Source organism: Polaromonas sp. (genome assembly GCF_012927455.1).
Classification (GTDB): domain Bacteria; phylum Pseudomonadota; class Gammaproteobacteria; order Burkholderiales; family Burkholderiaceae_C; genus Polaromonas.
The window spans coordinates 149,124-169,214 of sequence record NZ_JABBPE010000002.1; the positions used below are offsets into that span (position 1 = coordinate 149,124).

A 20,091-nucleotide genomic window follows, 5' to 3' on the forward strand; every position below is an offset into this window, starting at 1 on the left:
ATTCCCGAGGCGGCGACAATCGGCCAATAAATAAGACATAAAACAAGCCTCTAACCCACGTCAGATAAGCGTAAGCCGCTATATTTTCAGTAGCAGCTTGCGGCGCTTGTCAGGTCCGCCCGATCAACCCACCCACTTGCGCGCGTTGACCCACAGCTGCATCCACGGGCTCAGGCTGCTCTCGTCGCCGATACTCCAGCTCATCTGGATATTGCGGAACACCCGTTCGGGGTGCGGCATCATGGCGGTGAAGCGGCCGTCTGCGGTGGTGACCGCCGTCAATCCGCCCGCGCTGCCATTGGGGTTGGCCGGGTAGGCGTCCGTCGGCTGGCCATGGTTGTCGGTAAAGCGCATGGCGGCAATCGCTTTGGATGGATCGCCACGCCCACCGTGCTGTTGCTCGAAATTGGCATAGCCCTCGCCGTGCGCCACGGCGATCGGCAGCCGTGTGCCGGCCATGCCGGCAAAAAACAGGCTGGGCGAATCGAGCACTTCAACCTGGCTCAAACGCGCCTCAAAGCGTTCGCTGCGATTGGTGGTAAAGCGTGGCCAGGCTTGGGCGCCCGGAATGATGTCGGCGAGTTCAGCAAACATCTGGCAGCCGTTGCACACGCCCAGGCCAAAGGTGTCTGGCCGTGCAAAGAAGGCCTTGAACTGGTCGGCGAGCGCCGGGTTGAAGGTGATGGAGCGCGCCCAGCCTATGCCGGCGCCCAGCGTGTCGCCGTAACTGAAGCCGCCACAGGCCACCACGCCGGCAAAGTCGGCCAGCTGGGCGCGGCCGGTTTGCAAGTCGGTCATGTGTACGTCGTAGGCTTCAAAACCGGCTTGTGTGAAGGCGTAGGCCATTTCTACGTGAGAATTGACGCCCTGCTCGCGCAGTACGGCGACCTTGGGCCGGCTCAGGTTCAGCGCTGGCGCCGCCAGCGTCTTGACCGGATCAAACGTCAGGTGCACATGCAGGCCCGGATCGGCAGCATCACCGCTTGAGGCGTGTTCCGAATCGGCACAAGCCGGGTTGTCGCGCTGCTGGCAAATCTTCCAGCTCACTGCATCCCAGACCTGGTGCAGGTCTTGCAGCGGTGCCTTGAACACGGCCTTGGTGTCGCGCCAGATCTGCACTTCGCCCTTGCCGACTTCCAGCGCGGCGTGTTGCGGCCGGGTTTTGCCGACAAAGTGGCTGAACTTTGACAAGCCGTGCTGGCGCAGCGTCTGCATCACTTCATTGCGCACGTCGCTGCGCACCTGAATCACCGCACCCAGCTCTTCGTTGAACAGCGCCTTGAGCGCGAGTTCTTCCCGGCGCGCACTGACCTGCGACGCCCAGTTCTTGCTGTCGCCGTAGTCCATGCGGCTGTCGCTGATGCCGTCGCCTTCGACCAGCAGCATGTCAATATTGAGCGATACGCCGACGTGGCCGGCAAACGCCATTTCACAGGCAGTGGCAAACAAGCCGCCGTCGCTGCGGTCGTGGTAGGCCAGGATCTGCCCCTGCGCGCGCAAGGCGTTGACGGCGTTGACCAGGTTGACCAGGTCGTTGGGGTCGTCGAGGTCGGGCACTTCGCCGTGTTCTAAATCGAGGCTTTGCGCCAGGATGGAGCCGCCCATGCGCATCCGGCCCTTGCCCAGATCGATCAATATCAAGGTGGTGTCGGCTTCCCGCGTGTTCAGCTCGGGCGTGAGTGTGCCGCGCACATCGGGCAGTGTGGCGAAGGCGCTGACGATCAGCGACACCGGTGAGGTGACTTTCTTGGCTTCGCCGCCCTCGCTCCAGACCGTGCGCATCGACAGCGAATCCTTGCCGACCGGAATCGACACGCCGAGCGCCGGGCACAGTTCCATGCCGACCGCTTTCACCGTTTCGTACAAGGCCGCGTCCTGCCCCGGCTCGCCGCAGGCGGCCATCCAGTTGGCCGAGAGCTTGACGCGCGCCAGCTCGATCGGCGCGGCCAGCAGGTTGGTGATGGCTTCGGCCACGGCCATGCGGCCGGAAGCTGCAGCATTGATGGCGGCCAGTGGCGTGCGCTCGCCCATGCTCATGGCCTCGCCGCCAAAGCCTTGGTAATCAGCCAACGTCACGGCGCAATCGGCCACCGGCACCTGCCAGGGGCCGACCATCTGGTCGCGGTGCGTCATGCCGCCTACGGTGCGGTCGCCAATAGTGATGAGAAAGCGTTTGGACGCCACCGTCGGGTGGCTCAGCACGGCGATGCAGCTTTTTTGCAGATCGACGCCGGTCAGGTCAATCGGCTGGATGCTGCGCGCCACGCTGCTCACGTCGCGCTGCATTTTGGGTGGCTTGCCCAGCAGCACGTTCATCGGCATGTGGACAGGTGCCTCCACGCTCCCCACTGCGTGTGATTCGCTGCCTTTCAAGGGGGCTGCGTCTGTGACTATCAGATCCCGCTCCTCTGTCGCCACGCCAATCACGGCAAACGGGCAACGCTCGCGCTCGCAAAACGCCTCAAACTGCGCCAGCGACTCGGGCGCAATCGCCATGACGTAACGTTCCTGGCTTTCGTTGCTCCAGATTTCCTTGGGCGACAAGCCGCTTTCTTCCAGCTTGACGGCACGCAGGTCGAAACGCGCGCCGCGCCCGGCGTCGTTGACCAGTTCGGGGAAGGCGTTGGACAGGCCGCCGGCACCGACATCGTGAATCGCCAGGATCGGATTGGCCAGACCGAGCTGGGCGCACTGGTTGATGACTTCTTGCGCGCGCCGCTCGATTTCAGGATTGCCGCGCTGCACCGAATCAAAGTCCAGTTGCGCCGCGTTGGCGCCCGAGGCCATGGAACTGGCCGCGCTGCCGCCCATGCCGATGCGCATGCCGGGGCCGCCCAGCTGAATCAGCAGCGTGCCGGCCGGGAACAGGATTTTGTGAGTCAGTTCAGCGTCAATCGTGCCGACACCGCCGGCAATCATGATGGGCTTGTGGTAACCCCAGCGTTGGCCGCCCACGGTTTGCTCGTATTCGCGGAAGTAGCCGGCCAGATTGGGCCGGCCAAATTCGTTGTTGAAGGCGGCGCCGCCGAGTGGGCCTTCCGTCATGATCTGCAGCGGGCTGGCGATGTGATCGGGCTTGCCATAACCCTTATAACCCTGGCCGTCGCCGTCGAAAAGCCTGGACACGGTAAAACCCGTCAAACCCGCCTTGGGTTTGGAGCCGCGCCCGGTGGCGCCTTCATCGCGGATCTCGCCGCCCGCGCCGGTCGATGCGCCAGGGAAAGGCGAGATCGCCGTCGGGTGATTGTGCGTCTCAACCTTCATCAGCACATGCGTCAACACGGCGTCTGAGGCGCTATACTTTTGATAGCTGCTTGCGCCCGTAGATATTGGGCTAGAGGCCGATTTTGCATGGAAACGCTGAATTTTTCCACCTTCCATGACCGAGGCGTTGTCTGAATACGCCACCACCGTGTGCTGCGGGTTCAGCTTCTCGGTGTTGCGGATCATGGCAAACAGGCTCTTGTCCTGCACTACGCCGTCAATCGTGAAGCCGGCGTTGAAAATCTTGTGGCGGCAGTGCTCGCTGTTGGCCTGCGCAAACATCATCAGCTCGACATCGGTCGGGTTGCGCTCAAGTTGTGTGAAGGCATTGACCAAGTAGTCAATTTCATCGGGCGCCAGTGCCAGGCCGAACTCGCTGTTGGCGCGCTCCAGCGCCGCTTTGCCGCCCTGCAACACGTCAATGGTTTGCAGCGGCGCGCCGTGCAGTTCTGTGAAAAGGCCGACTTCCGCCTGCACCCGCTCGGCCATCACGCTTTCGGTCATGCGGTCGTGCAGTAGCGCGGCGACCCGCGCGTGCTGGGCCTGGCTCAGCGCGCTCTTGCTGAAAAAGCCGGATTTCAGCGTCAGGCGGTATTCGGTGATGCGCTCTATGCGTTTGACGGCCAGCCCGCAGTTGTGCGCGATGTCGGTCGCTTTGGAGGCCCAGGGCGACACGGTGCCAAAACGCGGCGAAACGATGAACAGCAGATGGTTGGCCGCGTCGAGTGCCTCGGTAGCGGGCTGCGGGCACGGGTCGCCATAAGTCAGCAAAGCCGCCAGCTGCTGCTTGAGTGATTCGGTCGGCACCGCCTCGGTGGCCACCAGATGCACAAAGCGCGCACTGATGCCGGCGATCTTGTCATGCACCGTTTGCAGACGCGGAAGAAGTTGCTGGACGCGAAAGTCGCTCAGGGCGCTGATGCCTTGGGCTTCGCCCTCAAAAATGGTCAGGTGCAGGGTCACGGGGACGGCGGCCTTGTAGTGAAAGGTAGAAAAAGAAAAGGTCAGCCAGCAAGCTGTTTTTGCGGGTTTGCCAGCGCCTGCAGGCTAGAGACCGGCAAGAATTTGAAGGGAGGACGGGACAAGATAATTTTATCAGCGACTCCATTTACCCTGGCAAAAGCAGCTTGCTTCCAAGGCTTGCTGCGCCGTGCCAGTAAAAAGCCCTTGCTGACAGCCCGCCATTACCCCCGGATTGCGCCAGTGGGATAATCCAAAGCATGAGTATTACGATCAAAGATGAAGCCGGTATTGAGGGTATGCGCGTCGCTGGCAGGCTCGCTTCCGAGCTGCTGGACTATTTGACGCCCTTCGTCAAACCCGGCGTCACCACCAACCAGATTGACAAGCTGGCCCATGACTACATGGTCCAGGTTCAGGGCACGATTCCGGCCACCCTGGGCTACCAGCCCCCCGGCTATGGGCCCTACCCCAAGTCGCTGTGCAGCTCGGTCAATCACCAGGTGTGCCACGGCATTCCCAACGACAAGCCGCTTAAGAAAGGCGACATCGTCAATCTTGATGTGACCGGCATCAAGGACGGCTGGCACGGCGACAGCAGCCGCATGTTCCTGGTCGGCGAGGTATCGATTGCCGCCAAGCGGCTGTGCCAGGTCACTTACGAAGCCATGTGGCAGGGCATCATGCGCGTCAAGCCGGGGGTGCGGCTCGGCGACATTGGTTTTGCCATCCAGACGTTTACCGAAAAACAAGGGTTCACCGTCGTGCGCGAATTTTGCGGCCACGGCATTGGCGTCAAGTTTCACGAGGACCCGCAGGTGTTGCACTACGGCCGCCCCGGCACACTGGAAGAACTCAAGCCTGGCATGACCTTCACGATCGAGCCCATGATCAACATCGGCAGGCGTGACATCAAAGACGGCCCCGAAAAAGATGGCTGGAGCATCGTGACACGCGACCATTCGCTGTCAGCCCAGTGGGAGCACACCGTGCTGGTCACCGAGACCGGCTACGAGGTGCTGACGCTGTCGGCCGGCAGCCCGCCGATACCGGCGTTTGTGACGCAAAGCAACCCGGCCCAGCTCAGCGTCAACGCCTGACCGGCGCTGCTTGCTGCGCCGCGCTCCCGTGACTGCACCCGCATGACCGAACCGGCCAACCTGGCCGACTTCTCCGAGCTGCGCGCGAAGTACCGAGCGGGCAAAACCGCGCTGCTCGCCTCACTGGCGAGCAGCGGCGCTTCTTACCGCGGCATTCACGGCCTGCTGAAAAAGCTGGCCCAACACGCCGACACCACATTGCAGTTGCTGTGGCAGCGCGCCGACTTTGCGGCAACCGCTTGCCTGGTCGCGGCGGGCGGCTACGGCCGGGGCGAGTTGTTTCCGCATTCCGATGTCGATGTGCTGCTGCTGCTACCCGATGACGCCGATGTCGAGGCTGACCCAGCCCTCAAGGCCAAGGTGGAAAGCTTTATCGGCAGTTGTTGGGACAGCGGGCTGGAGATCGGTTCCAGCGTGCGCACGGCGGCCGACTGCGTGGCCGAAGCGAGCAAAGACGTCACGGTGCAAACCTCTTTGCTGGAGGCGCGGCTGGTGGCTGGCTCGAAAAAGAACTTTCAGAGCCTGCAAACGCAGCTGGCGGCCGTGCTGGATCCGAAAGCTTTTTATGTGGCTAAAACGCTGGAACTGCGCCAGCGCCACAACAAATTTGAAGACACGCCCTACTCGCTCGAACCCAATTGCAAGGAATCGCCGGGCGGCCTGCGCGACCTGCAGGTGGTGCTGTGGGTGGCGCGCGCGGCTGGTCTGGGCAAGTCCTGGGATGAGTTGGCCGAGAGCGGGCTGGCCACCTCTTTTGAGGTGCGGCAGATCAAGGCCAACGAAGCGCTATTGAGCCTGATACGGGCGCGTCTGCACCTGATTGCGGGGCGGCGCGAAGACCGGCTGGTGTTCGATCTACAGACCGCCGTTGCCGAGTCCTTCGGCTATGGTGACACGGCCCCCACGCTGGTTGCTTCGCGTGCCTCCGGCGTTGCGCTGCCCCTTGCACCTGAAAAAGGGGCTGTTTCGCCTAAGGGCGGCCTGTCGGCGAACCTTGCCTCCACGCTTGCCACTGCGTGTGCTGCGCTGCCCCCCGAGGGGGCTGTTTCGCCTAAGGGCGGCCTGTCGGCGAACCTTGCCTCCACGCTTGCCACTGCGTGTGCTGCGCTGCCCCCCGAGGGGGCTGTTTCGCCTAAGGGCGGCCTGTCGGCGAAACGTGGCGCCATCCGTCCGAGCGAAGCGCTGATGCGCCGCTACTACTGGGCGGCCAAGGCGGTGACGCAGCTCAACCAAATTCTGCTGCTCAACATCCAGGAGCGGATCAACCCGCACACCTACCCGCTGCGCCCCATCAATGAACGCTTTCTGGACAAGGCGGGGATGCTGGAGGTGGCCAGCGACGATTTGTACCTGCGCGAGCCGCATGCGATTTTGGAAACCTTCCTGGTCTATGAAACCAGCGTAGGCATCAAGGGGCTATCGGCGCGTACGCTGCGCGCGCTGTACAACGCACGCAGCGTGATGGACAGCCAGTTCCGCCGCGACCCGGTCAATCGCGACACCTTCAGGCGCATCCTGCAGCAGCCGCAGGGCATCACGCATGCACTGCGGCTGATGAACCAGACTTCGGTGCTGGGCCGCTACCTCTGGATTTTCCGCAAGATCGTCGGGCAGATGCAGCACGACCTGTTCCACGTCTACACGGTGGACCAGCACATCCTGATGGTGCTGCGCAATGTGCGTCGCTTTTTCATGGCCGAGCATTCGCACGAGTACCCGATGTGCTCGCAGCTGGCGGCTGGCTGGGACAAGCCCTGGATACTCTTTGTGGCGGCCCTGTTTCATGATATTGCCAAGGGCCGCGGTGGCGATCATTCCGAGCTGGGCGGCAGGGAGGTGCGCGTTTTTTGCCGCCAGCACGGCATTGCGGCGGCTGACGCGCAACTGATCGAATTCCTGGTGAGCGAGCACCTGAGCATGAGCCGCATTGCCCAGAAAGAAGACCTGAGCAACCCCGAAGTGATTGCCGCGTTCGCCCGGCGCGTCTGCAATGAGCGCTACCTGACGGCGCTGTACCTGCTGACGGTGGCCGACATCCGCGGCACCAGCCCCAAGGTCTGGAACGCCTGGAAAGGCAAGCTGCTGGAAGACCTGTACCGCTACACACTGCGCGTGCTGGGCGGCCGCGCCCCCGATGCAAATGCCGAAGTGGAAGCGCGCAAACGCGAAGCGCTGACCACGCTGGCCCTGCATGCCGAACCTTTTGAGGGGCACAAGGCCTTGTGGGCAACACTGGACGTGAGTTACTTCATGCGCCATGAGGCCAGCGACATTGCCTGGCACGCGCGCCAGCTTTCGCGCCACGCCGGCAAGGCCAAAGCGATTGTGCGCGCGCGCCGTTCACTGGCCGGCGAAGGCATGCAGGTGCTGGTGTACACGCCCGATGTGCCGGAGCTATTTGCACGCATCTGCGGTTACTTTGACCAGGCTGGCTTCAGCATTCTGGATGCCAAAATTCACACCGCCAACAACGGCTACGCGATCGATACCTTCCAGGTCGTCAGCCCGACGCTGGCCGACCATTACCGCGAACTGGCCGCCATGGTCGAGGCCGAACTGGACCGCGCCATTGCCGAGCGCGGCCCGCTGCCGCCGCCTGGCAAAGGCCGCGTGTCCCGCCGCGTCAAGAGCTTTCCGGTAGCGCCGCGGGTCGACTTGCGGCCCGATGAAAAAGCCCAGCGCTGGCTGCTCAGCGTGTCGGCCAGCGACCGCGTCGGCCTGCTGTACCTGATCGCCCGGGTGCTGGCGCACCACCGCATCAATCTGCAGCTGGCCAAGGTCACCACGCTGGGCGAGCGTGTTGAAGACACCTTTTTGATCGACGGGCCGGAACTGCAGCACAACAAGGCGCAGATCGCGATTGAAACCGAGTTGCTGCAAGCGCTGAACGACTGAACGCCTGGCCCGAGACGCACGGCCCGCGTGCTTTTCAGTGCGCTGAGGTCTTCAGGTATTTCAGCAACCGCCCCTTGTACTTACCGCCCTCGCCTGGCAGCGCGGCGACGCGCGTTTCGCTGTGCGAATAGCCGCGCGCAGCCATTTCGCGGTTGAAGGCGGCGCGGTTGCCACGGTCGGGGTCGACGATTAGCACCTGCGCATCGGGCTGCGCGTGCTGCTCTATGAACTGCGCCAGCACTTGCGGCTGGCCGCGGTCGTACAACACGTCGCTGCCAATAATTACGTCAAAACGACCCAGCAGCGGATTGCTGCGCGCCCAGTTGCCGCTTTGGTACTTCATGGCGGGCAGCTGATTGAGCAAGAGGTTCTTTCGCAGGAATTCGCCAGCCAGCGGATGGCAATCGCTGGCGGTGACGTCGCCGCCGCGCCGGTGCAACACCAAACTGGCAAGTGCCAAACCGCAGCCCAGTTCCAAGATGCGCTTGCCGTCGAGCGGATAGCTCAGCATGGCATGCGCCAGCACCCGGCCCGAGGGCCAGAGCATGCCAAAGATCGGCCAGGCCGATGAAGAAATTCCTTCGCGCTCGGCCTCGCCCAGCGGATCGTGGTATTGCTGCCTGTCGAGCAGGCAGCGCAGCCGCAGCTCGGCACCGATACCGCTGACCGGCTCAATTTTCAGCAAATAGGGCAAGTTGGTGCAGGAGGTGACGGGCTTTGCCGAAACCGGGGCGGAAACCTCTGATACCGCCGCATTCTGGGGGGCGTCTTGAGCCAATTATTCGTCCCGTTCGTCCAGCCCCGGAAACAGCACTTCGGTGTAACCAAACTGGCTGAAATCGCGAATACGCATGGGGTAAAGCTTGCCCAACAGGTGGTCGCATTCATGCTGCACCACGCGGGCGTGAAACCCCTCCACAGTCCGGTCAACCGGATCACCGTACTGATCGAATCCGGTGTAGCGGATGTGAGAGAAACGCGGCACCATGCCGCGTAGGCCGGGCACCGACAGGCAACCTTCCCAATCGCTTTCTTCCTCCGCGCTCAGGGGCATGATGACGGGGTTGAGCAGCACGGTGCGCGGCACCAGCGGCGCGTCGGGGTAACGCGGGTTGATCTGGTCGGTGCCGAAGATCACCAGTTGCAAATCAACCCCAATCTGCGGTGCCGCCAAACCAGCGCCGTCGGCCGCCCGCATGGTGTCAAACATGTCCGAGATCAGCAGGTGCAGCTCGTCCGTGTCAAAAGCCGAAACGGGAGCGGCTACGCGCAGCAGCCGCACGTCGCCCATTTTGAGAATTTCGCGAATGGTCATGCAACGATTATCGCGTTGCCGACCCATTGACTACCGCGATGCTTGAAGCAGCCCTAGCGATGGCCGTAGCCAGGCCCGTAGCCAGGCCCAAAACCGGGCCCATAGCCAGGCCCAAAACCGGGCCCATATCCTGGCCTATAACCGGGCCCATAGCCAGGTCCGTAACCACGGCGTCCATAGCCGTAATAGCCCGGTGCGGGCACGACGATGACAGGCGCCGGTTCGACGTAAACAGGGCGTGGCCCGTACACGCCATACGGACGCGCACCAATCGGCGCCACCACGCAGCCCGACAGCAAAGTGGCCAGGCCACCCGCCGCCAGTAAACTGGACAAACGCTTGTAATTCATGGAAAGCTCCAGTGTGTTCAGAACTATTTAACGTCTGACAGTCTTGCGTGGGCTCACGTACGGCGTGCAAACCTCGGTAACACCATGTATGAACAGCGTTTAAGGGCTCTTAAGCGCCCGGCCGCAATAGCACCTTGGTCCAGCCATCCTTGCGCTCATCAAAGTTCTTGTAAGCCTCAGGCGCCTGCTCCAGCGGAAGCTCGTGCGAGACGATGAACGATGGATTGGCCTTGCCTGCGGCAATCAGATCGCGCAACTGACGGTTGTAAGCCTTGACGTTGGCCTGTCCGGTGGCAATGCGCTGGCCTTTAATCCAGAACTTGCCAAAATCAAATGCCATCTGTCCCTGCTTTGCCAACTTGTCCTTCGCGCCTGGGTCCTCGGGAATAAAGACACCCACCACACCGATGCTGCCGGTGGCGCGCACCGTTTCCACCAGGTTGTTCATGGTCAGATTGGGCACTTCGTGGCCCGCCTTGTCGCAGCACTGGTAACCCACGCATTCGCAGCCGCGATCGGCGCCTTTGCCTTTGGTCAGTTCCATGATTTGGTCGACGCCTGAGCCATCGGAGTCATCAATCGCGATGGCGCCGGCTTCTTCTGCCAGCGCCAGCCGGTCTTTGTGCCTGTCCACCACCATGATCTGGCTGGCGCCCTTGATGGATGCCGAATGCGCGGCCATCAGCCCGACCGGACCGGCGCCGTAGATGACGACGGTTTCGCCCGGCAGCACGCCGGCCAGCTGGGTGGCGTGATAGCCGGTCGGAAAAACGTCAGACAGCATCACGTAGTCGTTGAATTTCTCTTCAGAGTCGGGCGGCAGCTTGAGGCAGTTGAAGTCGCCGTAGGGAACGCGCAGGTATTCGGCCTGGCCGCCGCTAAAAGGTCCCATGCCAGCAAATCCGTAAGCTGCGCCCGCCATTCCAGGATTTGCGATCAGGCAATAACCGGTCAGGCCGCGTTCGCAGTTCTTGCAGAAGCCGCAGCCGATGTTAAAGGGTAGGCAGACCTTGTCGCCGATCTTGATCCGGTCGACTGCCTTGCCTATTTCTACAACCTCGCCCAGATTTTCATGACCCAGAATGCGGCCCGATTCCATATTGGTACGGCCTTCATACATGTGCAGGTCAGAGCCACAGATGTTGGTCAAGATAATCTTGACCAGCACGTCCGTGGGACGTTCGATTTTGGCGTCAGGCATGTCCATGACGCGAACGTCACGCGGTCCTTGATAAACCAATGCTTTCATAGTAATTTCCTTTAAAGTGGGGTTGAACATAGGGTGGCTGACAGAGCCTACCGGTGAGACACAGGCGGGGGTCCGGGTGCAGAGCGGTTGATTTTCCGAGCGGTATCCTGCACCAAGGTCAGGTTAAAGGCGCGCGCCTTTGGCAACTTGTAGGCCAGCGCCTAGTGGTTTGGTAAGCAGGCAACAGACGAACAGGTCCGCCTGCAACAAGATGCGTCCGGGGCAGCTTTTCTGACCTGACATTCAGCACATCGGGTTAAGCGCAAGCGCCACCCGGACAAAATGGCAAGTAAAACAGCCTCTAGACCAATGAATACGGGCGTCAATAGCTATCTATTTAGTAGCAATTGTCAGCGTTGCCAGCCCTGGCAAGCGGTGCCGACGCCAAGCCCGGCGGACCTTCGCGCTGCTCAGTCGGCCGCTGCAGCCAGCAGCGCCAGCAGCGCCGCCTCATCTATCACCACCAAGCCCAGCTCCTGAGCCTTCAGCAGCTTGCTGCCAGCTTCGGCGCCGGCGACCACGAAGTCGGTTTTTTTGCTGACCGAGCCTGCCACCTTGCCGCCTGCCGCTTCCACTCTGTCTTTGGCTTCGTCGCGGCTCAGGCTGGGCAAGGTGCCGGTGATGACAAAGGTCTTGCCGGCCAGCAGCCTGGGCGCGGCAGCGGCAGGCCTTCCCTCTTCACTCTCTTCCCAGCGCACGCCGCAAGCGCGCAGCTGCGCCACCACTTCGCGGTTGTGCGGCTGCTCAAAGAAAGTGCGCAGGCTTTTGGCGACGATGGGGCCTACGTCGCCGACCTCGATCAGCTGCTCTTCAGTCGCGTCCATTACCGCATCGAGCGTGCCGAAGTAGCGTGCCAGCGCCTTGGCGGTGGCCTCGCCGACATGGCGAATACCCAGACCAAATAGAAAGCGCGGCAGCGTCGTCTGCTTGGACTTTTCCAGCGCGTCGATCAGATTGCTGGCCGATTTGTCGGCCATGCGGTCCAGGCTGGCGAGTGCCGTCAGGCCCAGCTTGTACAGATCGGGCAAGGTGCGAATCACGTTGGCGTCGACCAGCTGCTCGACCAGTTTGTCGCCCAGGCCTTCAATTTCAACGGCGCGGCGGTGCGCGTAATGCAGGATCGCTTCCTTGCGCTGGGCCGCACAGAACAGGCCGCCGGTGCAGCGGTAGTCGGCTTCGCCCTCCAGGCGGACCGCGTCCGAGCCACATATCGGGCACTGGCGCGGCATGGTGAATTGCGGCGCGTCCTGCACACGCTTTTCCAGCAGCACGCTCACCACTTCGGGAATCACATCGCCGGCGCGGCGCACGATCACCGTGTCGCCAACGCGCACGTCTTTGCGGCGCGCCTCGTCTTCGTTGTGCAGGGTGGCGTTGGTCACGGTGACGCCACCGACGAACACCGGCGCCAGCTTGGCCACCGGCGTCAGCTTGCCGGTGCGCCCGACCTGCACGTCAATCGCCAGCACGCTGGTCAGCTGCTCCTGCGCCGGGTATTTGTGCGCCACGGCCCAGCGCGGCTCGCGCGAGACAAATCCGATCTGCCGCTGCAGCGCCAGGCTGTTGACCTTGTAAACCACACCGTCAATGTCGTAAGGCAACTGGTCGCGCGCGGCGCCCATACGTTGATGGTACGATATCAATTCAATAGCACCTTGCGCCCGTTCCACCTGGGCTGCAACCGGAAATCCCCATGATTTGAGGGTTTGCAGCAGCTCAAAATGGGTGTTGAAGTCGGGCCCGCCCTGCGCCGGTGCAGTGACTTCGCCCAAGCCATAGGCAAAAAAGCTCAGTCGCCGCTGCGCCGCAATCGCCGGATCGAGCTGGCGCACACCACCTGCCGCCGCGTTGCGCGGGTTGACAAAGGTTTTTTCATTCTTGGCGCCCTGGCCGATCTTTTCACGCTGCTTTTCATTGAGCGCCTCGAAATCGGCGCGCCGCATGTAAACCTCGCCGCGTACTTCCAGCACCGCCGGCGGGAATGTGGCCTCCACGCTCCCCAGGGCGGCCAGCCTTGCTTGGGGCGGCCCTGCGCTGCGGCTCGGCAACTTCAGTGGTATCTGATTGATCGTGCGAATGTTCTGCGTCACGTCTTCACCGACTTCCCCGTCACCCCTCGTCGCCGCCTGCACCAGCACCCCGTTCTCATAACGCAGGCTCATCGCCAGTCCGTCGAACTTCAGCTCGGCCACGTATTCAACCGGGGGATCGTTGGCCGTCAAACCGAGTTCTTTGCGTACGCGCGCATCAAAATTTTTTGCACCGGTTGACTCGGTATCGGTTTCGGTGCGAATGCTGAGCATGGGCACTTTGTGGCGCACGCTGGCAAATTGCGCCAGGGGCTTGCCACCCACGCGCTGCGTCGGCGAGTCCGCGCTCAGCAGCTGCGGGTGCGTCGCTTCCAGCGCCTGCAACTCCTTAAACAACCTGTCGTATTCGCTGTCGGGAAGCGTGGGCTCGTCAAGCACGTAGTAGCGGTGGCCATGCGCCTGCAGTTCGGCGCGCAGGGCCGCCATGCGCTCGGCAACGGCTACCGGCGTGGATAGGGGCGGGCTGGAAGCCGGCCCGAACAGGTCAGAGGTAGCCATGAGAAGTCCTACAGCAAAGCGTCAAAGCAAGGCGACACCCCTGGGGTGCCCGCAACCTCAGGAGAACACGCGCCGGCCCAGCGCCGAGCCGGCCGACAGATCGCGTCCGTCGAGCGTGTCATACAGCTGCTCCAAGTCGGCGTGAATAGCCTCCATGGCCTCAGTCGGGATGGGGTTGCCATTGTCGTCAATGATCACGCCGTCCATGCTGGCAGCCAGCGCAATGGCGGCCTCGCACATGCGCTCAAACGGATGCTCTTCGCGGGGCACCTGCGGCACGTCGAGCGACAGCGTGACTTCGCGCAGCGCCGTCTGTTCAGGGTCTTCGGCCATGGCCGCCATCGCGTCAAACGACAGGCCCAGAATCGGCGCATGACCGCTCTGGTTGCCCGGCAGCACCATGCGGCCCGGGATGGAGCCGGCAACAAAACCGATGCGGCCGGCATTTTGCTGCACGTAGCCGGGGCTCCAGGCGGTGTTGGTGGCGCGCAGCGTGAAGCTCAGCTGCGCGTCATGGGCGCTGGCAAACTGGTCCAACTCACGGGCGCGCGCGACTTCGTCCAGCATTTCCGGAAACTCCGCTTCACCGCCCACGGCGTCGGCAAAGGCCTGCGCCTTGATGACAAATTCCGAGTACTCGATCTGATTGAGCGCACCGGTCCGGTTGGCCAGCTGCACGCCGCACTGAAAGGCGCTGTAGCGCTGGCCCGCGCCAGGCACTTCCCATTCGCCGTTGATGACGCTCAGGCCTTCCACGCCAAACGGTTTACTGCCGACCCGGCGTGTGCCGGGCATGGCGGCCAGCGCGGCTTCCCCGGAAACGACAGCGTCCAGCTGCACCGCCGCCAGCGCGTCAATCAGGATGTCCAGGCCGGGCTTTTTCTCTGGCGTGGTGAAGCGGGTCAATGCGCCCAGATTGGTGTCGGTGTCAAAGCGCGGTTCATGGCGCTCCCCCAGCTCGTCCAGATCGTGCGGCCCATCACCGGCTTGGTCGGCCTGGCCGGGTTCGGCCTGCTGCGGCAGCGGCTGATGCGTCGGCTCCTGCGGCGGTGCGGCTTCGGGCGTGGCCCGCTTGGGCAGGTTGCGGCGCGACGACCACGTGCTGTGGGCAACCACGCCCGCCAGCACCAGGCCACCGACCACCGCCAAACTGATCTGAAGTGTGCTCATGGGCTTGATTGTATTTTTTAGGCAGTTTCGGCAAAGCCGAGGGCTGCTTCCATGTCGACGGCGACGATGCGAGACACGCCCTGCTCCTGCATGGTTACGCCAATCAGCTGTTCGGCCATTTCCATGGCAATCTTGTTGTGACTGATGAACAAAAACTGTGTCTCCTTGCTCATGCTGGACACCAGTTTGGCGTAACGCTCGGTGTTGGCGTCGTCCAGCGGCGCATCGACCTCGTCGAGCAGGCAAAACGGCGCAGGATTGAGCTGGAAAATCGCAAACACCAGCGCGATCGCCGTCAGCGCCTTTTCACCGCCCGAGAGCAGGTGAATCGTCTGGTTTTTCTTGCCGGGCGGTTGCGCCATCACCTGCACTCCGGCGTCCAGAATTTCTTCGCCCGTCATCATCAGCCTGGCGTTGCCGCCGCCAAACAGCTCGGGGAACATGCGGCCGAAATGCCCATTTACCGCTTCAAAGGTGCTGGCCAGCAAATCGCGCGTTTCCATGTCGATTTTCTTGATCGCATCTTCCAGCGTCGCCATGGCTTCGTTCAGGTCGGCCGACTGCGCATCGAGAAACTGCTTGCGCTCGCGCGCTGCGCTGAGCTCGTCAAGCGCAGCCAGATTGACGGCGCCCAGCGCCTGAATTTCGCGGTTGATGCGGTCAATCTCGCCTTGCAGGCCGGTCAGGCGCACATTGCCGCTCTGAATCGATTGTTCAACGGCGGCCAGATCGGCCTGGGCATCGGTCAGCAGGCCCGCGTATTGCTCAAAGCCCAGGCGTGCCGCCTGTTCCTTCAGCTGAAACTCGGTGATGCGCTGGCGCAGCGGATCGAGTTCGCGCTCAAGTGCGAGTCGCCTTTCATCACTTGCCCGCAGCTTGCTGGTCAGGTCATCGTACTGGCTGCGTTTGGCGCCCAGATCGGCTTCGCGTTCAAGCTTGGCGCCAAGCGCGCTTTGCAGGCCGGCCTGCGCCGCCGCGTCGGTCAGGCGCGACAGCTCTTCTCTAGCGCGCTCTTCCTCGCTGGCAATCGACGCCGCCTGCTGCGCGGCGATGTCAATCGAGCGCGTCAGTTCCTCGCGGCGCGAGGCCAGGCTGCGCAGCGCAAACTGCGCCTCCTGCGCCTGGCGCTCCAGCGTGCGTTGCTGCTCGCGTGATTCGCCCAGCTTGCGCTCCAGCTCTATCACCCGGTCATCGAGCTGCGCGTGGCGCTCCTGGCTGTCGGCCAGCTGCATGTCGAGCTCTTCAAAGCGGCCCTCGGCCGTCACCTTGCGCTCTTGCAGCTCGCCAAGATGGGCGTCAATTTCCGCCATGTCGGACTGGATTTGCTGGCTGCGCGCCCGCGTCTGCTCGGCCAGCTGCGACAGGCGCAGCACTTCAACCTGCAGCTCGTGGGCGCGGCTTTGGCCTTCGGCGGCTTCGCGGCGCGCCGTGGCCAGGCGCTGCGCCGCATCCGCATAGGCGGCTTCGGCGCGTATCAGCGCGCTGCGCGCTTCGTCGCTGATCATGGCTTGCGCCCTGAGCTGCTTGTCAAGGTTTTCGATTTCCTGGGCGCGCGCCAGCAGGCCGGCCTGCTCGGAATCGGGCGCATAAAAACTCACGCTGTGCTGCGTCACCGCGTGGCCGCCCTTGACGAAAATCACTTCGCCGGCCTGCAGCTTGTCGCGCGCACCCATGGCGTCGTCGAGGCTGGGCGCGGTGTAGCTGCCGTGCAGCCAGTCGCCAAGCAGCGCCGACTGACCGGCATCGTTGAGGCGCAGCAGATCGCTTAGCGGCTTCAGGTTGAGCGCCGGATTGGAGCGTCCTGGCGCGGCCGCGCTGGGCGCGCTGTAAAACGACAGCTTGGCCGGCGGGCCTTCTCCGGCGGCGTGCCCGTTGGAGCCGGCAAAGCCGCGCACCAGGTCCAGCCGGCTGACTTCGAGGGCGCCCAGGCGCTCGCGCAGCGCGGCTTCCAGCGCGTTTTCCCAGCCTTGCTCAATGTGGATGCGGCTCCACAGGCCCTGCAGGCTGTCCAGACCATGCCTGGCCAGCCAGGGCTTGAGTTTGCCGTCGGTCTTGACTTTTTCCTGCAGCGCCTTGAGCGCCTCCATGCGGGCCGACAGGTCGGCGCGCTTGGCCGATTCGGTGTTGACACTTTGCTGCAGCGTGCGCCGTTCTTGGTCCAGCTGCGGCACGTTGGCTGTCAGTTCGTGCAGTAGGCCTTCGGCCACCGCTTGCGCTTCCTGCGCGCTGGCAAATTGCGCGTTGAGGTTGACCAGGCGCGCTTCGTCGGGCGCGTTCAGCGCATTGCGGTCAGCGCTCAGGCGCTCGTGGCGCAGGCTCAGCGTGCGCGATTGTTCTTCGATATTGCGCTGGTCGGCGGCCAACACCTGGATTTGCTGCTGCACCTGGGCCACGCTGGCGCGCTGCTCGCTGGCCTTGGCCTGAGCCTGGCGCAGCGCTTCATCCAGCGCTGGCGATTGCGTGGCGTGCTCTTCGTTTTGCGCCACCAGCAGCTCGGCTTTTTCTTCGGCCTCAATCGCCTGGGCGGCCAGGCTTTCGGTCTCGATCGCCGCGTCTTCCTTGCGCGTCGCCCACTGGGCGGTCTGCTCTTTCAGCTGGGCCAGGCGCTGCTCGACGCGCAGCCGGCCATCCACCACAAAGCGGATTTCAGACTCCAGCCGCCCGACTTCGGCGCTGGCCTCGTAAAGCTTGCCCTGCGCCTGGTTGACCTGATCGCCCGCCGCATAGTGCGCCTGCCGCACGGTTTCCAGGTCGGCTTCAATGTGGCGCAAGTCAGCCACCCGGCTTTCCAGTTCATTCACGGCTTTTTCAGCATCGGCCTTGACCCTGGCCTGGTCGGCTTCGCTCTCGGCACGCTTTAAAAACCACAGCTGGTGCTGCTTGAGCGAGCCATCGGACTGCAGCGTGTTGTAACGCAGGGCGACGGCGGCCTGCTTTTCAAGGCGCTCAAGATTGGCATTGAGCTCGCGCAGGATGTCTTCGACGCGGGTCAGGTTTTCGCGCGTGCCCGAGAGCCGGTTGGCGGTCTCGCGGCGACGCTCTTTGTACTTGGAAACACCGGCGGCTTCTTCAAGGAACAGGCGCAGCTCTTCGGGCTTGGACTCGATGATGCGGCTGATCGTGCCCTGGCCGATGATGGCGTAGGCGCGCGGCCCCAGGCCGGTGCCCAGAAAAACGTCCTGCACGTCGCGCCGGCGCACCGGCTGGTTGTTGATGTAGTAGCTCGACGTGCCGTCACGCGTCAGCACGCGCTTGACGGCGATCTCCAGAAACTGCCCCCACTGACCGCCAGCCCGGTGGTCGGCGTTCTCGAACACCAGCTCGACGCTGGCGCGGCTCGCTGCCTTGCGCGTGGTGGTGCCGCTAAAAATGACGTCCTGCATCGACTCGCCGCGCAGCTCGGACGCCTTGCTCTCGCCCAGCACCCAGCGCACCGCATCCATGATGTTGGACTTGCCGCAACCGTTGGGCCCGACCACGCCGACGAGCTGCCCCGGCAGTATGAAATTGGTGGGCTCCGCGAACGATTTAAACCCGGATAACTTGATCGAATTAAGCCGCACGGCTTTCCCTGTTTTCTTGAGCCTGGAGGTAACTCGTTGATTCTTATAGCGCGTTGACGAGGCGCCGAGACCACGCGCGGCACATGCCGCAACGCACGGCCTGCAATGTTACCCCGAGCGCGCGGCCGGTTTTTGTCAATCAAAAGCGCATGGCGCGCCGGCCAGCCTCGAAAAAAGCTCACCAGCCGTAAATAGGTATCAAATAGGCCTCTAGCCCAATAGAAACGGGCGTAATCAGCTATTATTTTCATAGCGAATAAAGGAAATCGCCACCCGGCACAACGCAAGCGGCCAATTAGCTTGCGGCATCAAGGCCGGATAATCCGGGCATGAATCCCCTGCTTTCACGCCTTCAGCCCTATCCCTTTGAGCGGCTGCGCCAACTGCACGCCGACATCACCCCCAACCCAGCCTATAAACCCATCAGCCTGGGCATTGGCGAGCCACGCCACGCTACGCCGCAGCTGATCAAGGATGCGCTGAGTGCCAGTCTGGCCGGTCTGGCGAGCTACCCGGCGACCGTGGGGGAGCCCAAGCTTCGCCAGGCCATGAGCGACTGGCTGGCACGCCGCTACGGCCTGAAGGTAGACGCGGCGACGCAAATCCTGCCAGTCAATGGCTCGCGCGAGGCGCTGTTTGCATTGGCGCAGACCGTGATTGACCCCAGCCAGAGCGGCGCCCGACCGCCGCTGGGCCGCCCCAAGGCGGGCGACGCCCCTTCTCCCCGTGCAAGGGGCAGCGAATCGCCGGAGGCTCACGAAGTGGCGAGCGTGGGGGCACCCATAGTCGTCTGTCCCAATCCTTTCTATCAAATTTACGAAGGCGCGGCGCTGCTGGCCGGCGCCCAGACCTGGTTTGCGCCCAGCGACCCGGCGCGCAACTTTGCCGTGGACTGGGCCGGCGTGCCCGGGGCGGTGTGGGCCAAAACCCAGCTGCTGTTTGTCTGCTCACCGGGCAACCCGACGGGCGCCGTGATGTCGCTCGCCGAATGGGAACTGCTGTTCAAGCTGAGCGACCGCTACGGCTTCGTCATTGCCTCTGACGAGTGCTACAGCGAGATTTACTTTCGCGACGAAGCGCCGCTGGGTGGCCTGCAGGCGGCGGCGCAATTGGGCCGGGCTGATTTCAAAAACCTGATCGCGCTGACCAGCCTGTCCAAGCGCAGCAATGTGCCCGGCCTGCGCAGCGGTTTTGTGGCGGGCGATGCGGCGCTGATCAAGTCCTTTTTGCTGTACCGCACCTACCACGGCAGCGCCATGAGTCCCATCGTGCAAGCAGCCAGCATCGCCGCCTGGAACGACGAGCAGCATGTGGTGGATAACCGCGCCCAGTACCGCGAAAAGTTCGCCCAGGTCACACCGCTGCTGGCCGCCGTGATGGACGTGGCGCTGCCCGACGCCGGTTTTTACCTGTGGGCGGCCATTCCCGAAGTCTTCAAGGGCTCCGACACCGCGTTCGCGCGCGAACTGCTCGCTCTTTACAATGTCTTGGTGTTGCCCGGCAGTTACCTGGCGCGCGAGGCCCAAGGGTCTAACCCGGGCGCCGGCCGAATCCGCATGGCGCTGGTGGCCGAAACCGCCGAATGCGTCGAAGCAGCACAGCGCATCGTTCAATTCATTCATTCCAAAGTTCACTGA

At 63.0% G+C, this 20,091-nt stretch carries 11 protein-coding genes; 3 read left to right on the plus strand and 8 right to left on the minus strand.

Translation table 11 applies throughout. From position 1 onward, the window contains the following. Window positions 1-123 precede the first annotated feature (123 nt). On the minus strand, window positions 124-4,227 hold the full coding sequence (purL, locus tag HHJ18_RS01260; protein ID WP_296910746.1) for a phosphoribosylformylglycinamidine synthase: 4,104 nt from the start codon (window positions 4,225-4,227) through the stop codon (window positions 124-126). A gap of 257 nt (window positions 4,228-4,484) precedes the next feature. On the opposite strand from purL, the gene map reads away from it, so the two are divergent. Together map and HHJ18_RS01270 are read left to right on the plus strand one after the other, a co-directional pair. Then, entirely contained in the window at window positions 4,485-5,324 is an 840-nt protein-coding gene (gene map / locus HHJ18_RS01265; RefSeq protein WP_296910748.1) for a type I methionyl aminopeptidase, read from the plus strand. Between the two features lie 42 nt (window positions 5,325-5,366). Next, window positions 5,367-8,219 (plus strand): bifunctional uridylyltransferase/uridylyl-removing protein GlnD, encoded by a 2,853-nt coding sequence (locus tag HHJ18_RS01270; RefSeq protein ID WP_296910751.1) that lies wholly within the window; start codon window positions 5,367-5,369, stop codon window positions 8,217-8,219. Between the two features lie 34 nt (window positions 8,220-8,253). Here the strand turns inward: HHJ18_RS01270 and HHJ18_RS01275 are convergent, their stop codons facing one another. From HHJ18_RS01275 to smc, 7 genes are all read right to left on the minus strand, one after another. Then, window positions 8,254-8,913, minus strand: a complete 660-nt coding sequence (locus HHJ18_RS01275; RefSeq protein WP_296910753.1) for a methyltransferase domain-containing protein — start codon at window positions 8,911-8,913, stop codon at window positions 8,254-8,256. Window positions 8,914-8,997: 84 nt separating this feature from the next. Next, the gene (gene def / locus HHJ18_RS01280; RefSeq protein ID WP_296910755.1) at window positions 8,998-9,534 is read right to left on the minus strand and encodes a peptide deformylase; all 537 of its coding nucleotides are present in this window, start codon (window positions 9,532-9,534) and stop codon (window positions 8,998-9,000) included. Between the two features lie 53 nt (window positions 9,535-9,587). Further along, a complete protein-coding gene (locus HHJ18_RS01285; protein WP_296910757.1) occupies window positions 9,588-9,884 on the minus strand; it encodes a hypothetical protein in 297 nt (98 codons plus the stop codon). Window positions 9,885-9,993: 109 nt separating this feature from the next. Then, entirely contained in the window at window positions 9,994-11,133 is a 1,140-nt protein-coding gene (locus tag HHJ18_RS01290) for a glutathione-independent formaldehyde dehydrogenase (RefSeq protein ID WP_296910759.1), read from the minus strand. 410 nt (window positions 11,134-11,543) lie between these two features. Further along, window positions 11,544-13,721, minus strand: coding sequence for an NAD-dependent DNA ligase LigA (ligA, locus tag HHJ18_RS01295; RefSeq protein WP_296910761.1), 2,178 nt, complete (start codon window positions 13,719-13,721; stop codon window positions 11,544-11,546). 57 nt (window positions 13,722-13,778) lie between these two features. After that, the gene (locus HHJ18_RS01300) at window positions 13,779-14,891 is read right to left on the minus strand and encodes a cell division protein ZipA C-terminal FtsZ-binding domain-containing protein (RefSeq protein ID WP_296910763.1); all 1,113 of its coding nucleotides are present in this window, start codon (window positions 14,889-14,891) and stop codon (window positions 13,779-13,781) included. A 17-nt stretch (window positions 14,892-14,908) separates the two neighbouring features. Then, window positions 14,909-18,454 (minus strand): chromosome segregation protein SMC, encoded by a 3,546-nt coding sequence (smc, locus tag HHJ18_RS01305; RefSeq protein ID WP_296910765.1) that lies wholly within the window; start codon window positions 18,452-18,454, stop codon window positions 14,909-14,911. A 329-nt stretch (window positions 18,455-18,783) separates the two neighbouring features. Here smc and dapC point away from each other — a divergent pair, with 329 nt between their 5' ends. Further along, a complete protein-coding gene (dapC, locus tag HHJ18_RS01310; protein WP_296910767.1) occupies window positions 18,784-20,091 on the plus strand; it encodes a succinyldiaminopimelate transaminase in 1,308 nt (435 codons plus the stop codon).